Origin of the sequence: Actinomadura violacea (assembly GCF_017573465.1) — a bacterium.
GTDB lineage: Bacteria > Actinomycetota > Actinomycetes > Streptosporangiales > Streptosporangiaceae > Spirillospora > Spirillospora violacea.
In genome coordinates this window covers 155,250-161,689 of record NZ_JAGEPF010000027.1, presented here as the reverse complement: position 1 = coordinate 161,689, position 6,440 = coordinate 155,250, and the positions used below count along the sequence as shown (strand labels likewise).

The 6,440-nt window shown below is 73.6% G+C and carries 5 protein-coding genes and 1 pseudogene; 4 read left to right on the top strand and 2 right to left on the bottom strand.

What is annotated here, in order from left to right:
- Positions 1 to 444, bottom strand: a pseudogene (locus J4709_RS38435) (hypothetical protein); the annotation flags it as partial.
- Positions 445 to 752: 308 nt separating this feature from the next.
- Here J4709_RS38435 and J4709_RS55890 point away from each other — a divergent pair.
- The gene (locus tag J4709_RS55890) at positions 753 to 1,115 is read left to right on the top strand and encodes a YkvA family protein (RefSeq protein ID WP_173097895.1); all 363 of its coding nucleotides are present in this window, start codon (positions 753 to 755) and stop codon (positions 1,113 to 1,115) included.
- A 14-nt stretch (positions 1,116 to 1,129) separates the two neighbouring features.
- Here the strand turns inward: J4709_RS55890 and J4709_RS38425 are convergent, their stop codons facing one another.
- On the bottom strand, positions 1,130 to 1,873 hold the full coding sequence (locus J4709_RS38425) for an IclR family transcriptional regulator (RefSeq protein WP_281382654.1): 744 nt from the start codon (positions 1,871 to 1,873) through the stop codon (positions 1,130 to 1,132).
- 198 nt (positions 1,874 to 2,071) lie between these two features.
- On the opposite strand from J4709_RS38425, the gene J4709_RS38420 reads away from it, so the two are divergent.
- The 3 genes from J4709_RS38420 to J4709_RS38410 all read left to right on the top strand — a co-directional run bounded on the left by J4709_RS38420 (position 2,072) and on the right by J4709_RS38410 (position 6,421).
- Positions 2,072 to 3,904 carry a hypothetical protein gene (locus J4709_RS38420; protein WP_208248732.1) on the top strand — a complete coding sequence of 611 codons (1,833 nt, stop codon included), beginning with the start codon at positions 2,072 to 2,074 and terminating at the stop codon, positions 3,902 to 3,904.
- Positions 3,905 to 4,120: 216 nt separating this feature from the next.
- Positions 4,121 to 4,369, top strand: a complete 249-nt coding sequence (locus J4709_RS38415; RefSeq protein ID WP_173097897.1) for a TFIIB-type zinc ribbon-containing protein — start codon at positions 4,121 to 4,123, stop codon at positions 4,367 to 4,369.
- A 255-nt stretch (positions 4,370 to 4,624) separates the two neighbouring features.
- On the top strand, positions 4,625 to 6,421 hold the full coding sequence (locus J4709_RS38410) for a fatty acyl-AMP ligase (RefSeq protein WP_208248729.1): 1,797 nt from the start codon (positions 4,625 to 4,627) through the stop codon (positions 6,419 to 6,421).
- Positions 6,422 to 6,440 lie beyond the last annotated feature (19 nt).

Sequence of the window (6,440 nt, the reverse complement as noted above, 5' to 3'; positions counted from 1 at the left end):
GACCGCGCTGACGGCGACCTGGCCGGGCGCGATCGCCAGCAGCGCCGCAGCGCCGCCCGCGCTGAACCCGGCGAGCGCGACGGGCCCGTCCGGCAGCGCCAGGCCGCGGCGCAGCTCCGCGACCGCGGCGGGCAGCGCGGCCGCGGCCTGCTCGACCGCGCGGCCGTACGCCTCGATCGCCTCGGTCTCCAGGATCGCGCCCGAGCCGAGCCCGCCCGGCGAGCGTCCGGGCAGGTCGAGGTAGGCGCGCCACACCGGCACGCCCGTCATCGGCACCGCCGCCGCCAGCGCGGCCGCGGTGCGCGGCGGGTCGAAGCCCGGCCAGGCGATCATCAGCAGGGTCGGCCCGGACGCCGTCGCGTCCACCGCGGTCGGCGGCAGCGCCACGTAGGCGGCGCCCCCCGCCGTCCCGTGGACGGGTCTGTTCACATGGTCGCCGCTCATGTCGTGGATCAGCTCCTGCCGTGCTCGACGGGCGGTGCCGGCCGTGCCTCGGGGAGGCGGCGCTCCTCCCTCTCGGGACCTCTCATGCTGGCAGCGGCCGCCGGAGATTGCTCCGCAATCACCGCACGTTGCCCGCGAGAGTGACGAAGAACTCACTTCCGGTAACCCGAAACCGCCCTGTCCGGGCTGCCGGTTGTGATCCGGAACTCATGATCGGTCGAAGGGAACAAAACCGGCATCGGTCGCGTCATAGAGGGACGTGGGCGCTGCGGGGGCGCGCCCTCACGACCCCTGACCGAGGAGTACCTGTGGACAGGAATCGCAGGACGGCCGCCGCCGGGCAGGCCTGGCAGATCTACAGCGAGACCCTCCAGCCCGACGTACCCGGGTTCTGGGAGCGGTTCCGCGCCGTGCCGCGGATGCTGAAGGCGGTCCTGCGCGGCCGGTACAAGGGCATGTCGTTCGGGACGCTCGGCCTGCTCGCGCTCGGCCTCGTGTACATCATCTCCCCGATCGACGCGATCCCGGACGTCATCCCGATCGCCGGCATCGCCGACGACACCGGCCTCGCGCTGTGGCTCGCGGCGGTGCTCGTCAAGTCCGCCGGCGACTTCGTGATGTGGGAGCGCAGCGGCCGCCCGACCGTCATCGTCGGCGAGCCGATCGACTAGCGCCGCCGCGGCCCTCAGGCGCCGCCCAGCTCCTTGGCGAAGCGGCTCGCCGCGTCCCGGACGATCGGCACGACGTCGGCGACGGCGTCGTGCGTCATCCGGGCGGACGGTCCCGACACCGACAGCGCCGTCAGCGCGGGCGCGCCCTGCAGCGGCACCGCGACGCACCGCACCCCGATCTCCTGCTCCTCGTCGTCCAGCGCGTAGCCCTGCTCCCGGATCCGGTGCAGCTCCGCGAGCAGCGCGTCCTGGTCGGTGAACGTGTTCGGCGTGTGCGCCGCCATCCCCGTCCGGCCGAGGATCTCCCGGACCCGCTCGTCCGGCAGCTGCGACAGCAGCGCCTTCCCCACGCCCGTGCAGTGCGGCTGCACCCGCCGCCCCACCTCGGTGAACATCCGCATCGAGTGCTTGGACGGCACCTGCGCCACGTACACGGCCTCGTCGCCCTCCAGCACGGCCATGTTCGCGGTCTCGCCCACGTCGTCCACCAGCCGGCCGAGGACGGGGCGCGCCCACGTCCCGAGCAGCCGGTTCGCGCCCTCGCCGAGCCTGATGAGGCGCGGCCCGAGGGCGTACCGCTTCGACGGCTCCTGCCGCACGTACCCGTGGTTCACCAGCGTCCGCATGAGCCGGTAGATGGTCGGCATCGGCAGCCCGGACACCTCGGTCAGCTCCGACAGCGCCATCTCGCCGCCCGCGTCCGCCAGATGCTCCAGCAGCTCGAACGCGCGCTCCAGCGACCGTACGGCCTCCGCCACCCGCGTCTCCTCTCCTCGCGATCCCCCTGATTCTACGAAGATCTGATTTCACTCCGCGAAAGAGGGTGTCCGCGGAGAGAGAACGCGGGGACGGACGTTACTCATGGCGACACTCTGGAAACAAATGACTACGCACGGCGATGAACCGGAACCCCCCTGGCAGCAATAGAGACGGCGAGAACCGCGAGAGGGGACAGCGTGCGGACCGGTGGCAGCAGGACACGCAGCAGGGCCCGCGTCGGCGCGATCATGGCGGGCGGCGCGCTCGCCGTCCCGCCGATGATGATGCTCGGCGGGGCGTCCGCGAACGCGAACCCGTCCGCGGTCCGGCTGCTCGCCGAGACCTCGACGTCCGCTCGCGCCGTCGCCGGGCCCGGCTACGCGCTCGGCCACACCGTCCGTGTCCGCGCCAGGGGCGGCACCGCGCACCACGCCGTCCTGCGCATGCTGGCCGCCGACCCGCTCACCTGGACGGACCGGCCCGCGGGCTGCGCCCGGCTCGACTCCGGCCGCGAGCTGCGCTGCGACCTCGGCGACGTCGGCGGCGCGACCGTGACGCGGACCGGCACCGTCGCCGTCCCGGCGTCCGCGGTGCCGCAGCGCCCGTCCGAGGCCCGGCCCGCCATCGTCACCGTCGCCGCCGCCGACAACGCCGCGCCCACGACGTCCCGCGCCGTCCTCGACCTCTCGTCCAGCGGCCCGGCCGGCGGCGCGGCCTGCGCCGGACGGGGTGGCGCCCGCCCGTGCGGCGAGAGCGGGTCGGCCACCGCCGACGATCCCCCCGCCCAGCCCCAGTCCGCCCCCAACGAGGGCGACGCGCACTGCTCCGCCGACGCCAAGCCCTGCCAGGACGCCGCCCCCGGCGCCCAGGCCCCGCCACCGCAGACCGCACCGCAGATGGACGAGTCCTCATGCCGCGCCATCGCCGACGCCGGCCGCCCCAAGGGAGCCCTCCCGGCCTCGCCCTGCCACAACACGCCGTCCCCGACCGGCCCGTCCCCCACCGGACAGACCCCCACCGGCCAGACCCAACCGGCGTACGAGAGCCATCCCGCACACCACGCCCGACCCCCGAAGCACACCCGCCCGCCCGACGAGCCCCGCCCCGCCCTGCAGCCCGGCCCGGTGAAGCCCCGCCACCACCTCCACCCGTCCACCCACGGGCAACCGGCACACCCCCGCCCCATCAAGCCGTTCACGCACGGCCGGCCGCACCCCGACCACGCACTCACCCCAGGCCAGCCCTTCACGAACGAACAACCGGCACCTCACGGCAACAAGCCCACGCACCACAGCGCACCGAACCACCCGACCGCACCCGGCTACCCGACCACGCCGAAGCATCCGGCCTCGTCCCAGCACAGCACGTCAACGCAGTACAGCAAGCCGACCCAGCACAGCGTGACGATCTACGGCGGCGCGCCGGCGGGCGCCGCCGGAGGGAGCACCGCGCACAGCCACCACGCCTGGTCCTACAGCGACGAAGCGCCGTCCGGCACCAGCGTGCCGTGGGACGTTCCCGGCGTCGGTGGAAAGCACGAGCATCACGCAGGCGCGTCCGCGGGGAGCGTCCCGTCGACGGAGGACGAGTACCCCGCCGGCGAGTACCCGGCCGGTGCGGACGGCGGCGCCGGCTACGGCGGCAGCGCCGGAGGCGGCCACGTGAAGGCAGGGCAGGTGCCGGAGCTGCCCGCCGCGCCCGCGCAGGGACAGCCGGGCGTCGCGCTGCCGCCGCTGACCGCGCCGGGGCCGATGCCCGCGCCGAACAGCCAGGCCATGGCGGGGACCACGAGCGACGGCACCGACCACGGCGACAGCCGGATGACGCTGGTGTCGCCGGTCGGGATGGAGCAGGGCAGCGGGACCGACTGGGCCGTGGTGCTCGGCGTCGCGATCGTCGCCGAGATCGGTCTGCTGTGGGGCGCCGCCTGCTTCGGCCTGTGGCGGCGCCGCATCGCGCTCTACAAAGCCGAGACCCGAGCCGCCGAAGCCCGCGCCGAAGCCGCCGCCCAAAGCGGCGCCTACATCTAACCCTCACCACGCCCCCACCACGCCCCCGCCCGCCCCGCGCTGCGCCGTGTCCTGGCTGTGTCGTGCTCTGGGTGGGGTGGCGAGGGGAACGGGGGGACGGGCGCGGGTGGGGGTGCGAATCGGTGGTGGATGTCATGGCACGGTGCCAAATGGGGGAGCGTGTCACTAAGCTGATCCGCTGACAGTAAAGCTGCGGTTGCGGACAGGGGATCCGGTATGTCAGAGGCGACGATGCAGTGTCCGAAGTGCGAGTCCAAGCTCGACACCCATGAACGGCACGGCGTGGTCATCGAGGAATGCCCGGGCTGCAAGGGCGTGTTCCTCGACCGCGGCGAACTGGAGCAGCTGATCGACGCGGAGAGCCGCTACCTGGCCGAACTCCCCGAGGCCGAGAACCCCGACACCACCTACCAGGGACGGCACCGGCGCGGGATCATGCAGCAGATCTTCGCGGCCGACCGGTAGTCCGCACACGGTCGGTAACGGCGTCGGCGCCCAGGCGTGAAAAGGCATTTCCTCTTGTCACGGGGGTGACAAACCCGGCGCCGCCGAATGTGGTGCGCAGCTAATATCGCGCGCTGCCTACCATCCGGTAGCTTCACGATCATCGCCGGTTGCCGGGGGGCGCCAGACGAGTCGTCCGGCCGGCTGCACGCATCGCCGACGGCGCCCGACCCCCACGATGGCCCCGCCCGGCCCGTCCCCTCGGGAGATTGATCAATGGCATTGGGCTCGCTGCTTCCCGAACTCCTGCCCGGCGGTTCCGGCCGCACCCCGCTGATCGAGCGGGTCGCGCGGTGGGCGAGGGAGAAGCCGGACGCCCCGGCCTTCACCTTCGTCGACTACTCGCTGGACCCGGCGGGCAAGCACATCACGCTGGACTGGGCGGAGACGGACCGGCGGGCCCGCGCGACGGCGACCGCGCTGCGGCAGGTGACGGGTCCCGGCGAGCGGGCCGCGCTGCTGCTGCCGCAGACGCTCGAGTACATGATGACGATGCTCGGCGCGATGTACGCGCACGTCATCGCGGTGCCGCTGTTCTCGCCGGACCTGCCGGGGCACGCCGACCGGCTGATCGGCGCGTACGCCGACAGCGAGCCCGCGGTGATCGTGACGACGCGGAACGCGCTGCCGCACGTGGAGAAGTTCCTCGCCGACCACGACGTCCCGCAGCCGAAGGAGATCCTGTTCGCCGAGGAGGTCGACCTCGGGCTCGCGGAGTCCTGGGAGGACGAGCCGATCGGGTTCGACGACCTGGCGTACCTGCAGTACACGTCGGGGTCGACGCGCCGCCCGGCGGGCGTCGAGATCACGCACGGGAACGTGACGGCGAACGCGGCGCAGCTGTGGTCGGGGTGGGCGCCGGAGAAGCCGGACCCGGAGCTGGTCAGCTGGCTGCCGCTGTTCCACGACATGGGGCTGATCGCGACGATGGCGCTGCCGCTGGTGCGCGGCGACCACGCGATCTACACCGACCCGGTGTCGTTCATCATGAACCCGATGCGCTGGCTGCAGCTGATCGCGGGGCGGCCGGGCAAGAACGTGTACACGGCGGGCCCGAACTTCGCGTACGAGTACGTGGCGTCGATGGCGTCGCCGGAGAAGCTGGCGGGCCTGGACCTGTCCGGGCTGACGACCTGCCTGAACGGCGCGGAGCCGATCCGCACGTCGACGCTGTCGACGTTCGCGGAGGCGCTGGCGCCGGCGGGGCTGCGGGCGGGCGCGCAGGCCCCCGGGTACGGGCTGGCGGAGGCGACGGTGTTCGTCACGGCGGCGGCCGAGGACGTCCCCCCGAAGATCATCTCGGTGGACCGGGACGTCCTGACGCAGGGCGAGGTGCGGCTGTGCGGCGCGGACGCGGAGCGGGCCAGCACGCTGGTGTCGTGCGGGCGGCCGTCCGGGCAGCTCGTCGCGATCGTCGACCCGGACGCGCGCACCGAGCAGCCCGACGGCCGGGTCGGCGAGATCTGGGTGCACGGCCCGAACACCGCCGCCGGGTACTGGCGCAACTCCGAGCGCAGCCAGGACACCTTCGGCGGCGAGCTCGCCGAGCCGGGCGGCCTGCCCGCCGGGCCGTGGATGAAGACCGGCGACTACGGCGTCGTGCACGAGGGCGAGCTGTACGTCACCGGCCGCATCAAGGACCTGATCATCGTCGACGGCCGCAACCACTACCCGCAGGACATCGAGGTCACGGCGCAGGAGGCGCATCCGGCGGTGCGGCCCGACCACGTCGCCGCGTTCGCGCTGCCCGGCGAGGAGACCGAGCGGCTCGTCGTGGTCGCGGAGCGGAACCGGCGGGTGCCGCTCGGCCGGCTGGACCTCGACGAGGTCGAGGCGGCGGTGCGCGGCGCGGTGAACGTCGAGCACGAGATGAGCGTGCAGGCGTTCCTGCTGGTCGAGCCGGGTGCGGTGTCCCGCACGTCCAGCGGCAAGATCGCGCGGGCGGCGACGCGGCAGCGGTACCTGGACGGCGCGCTGCCCACCACGGCGGCGCGGCTGGCGTCCCGCAAGTAGTCTCGGCCTCGCACGCACG

Excerpts from the sequence above, each read along its gene's own strand:
- J4709_RS38415 (WP_173097897.1), top strand. The coding sequence starts at position 4,121 with ATGTCAGAGGCGACGATGCAGTGTCCGAAGTGCGAGTCCAAGCTCGAC.
- J4709_RS38410 (WP_208248729.1), top strand. The coding sequence starts at position 4,625 with ATGGCATTGGGCTCGCTGCTTCCCGAACTCCTGCCCGGCGGTTCCGGC.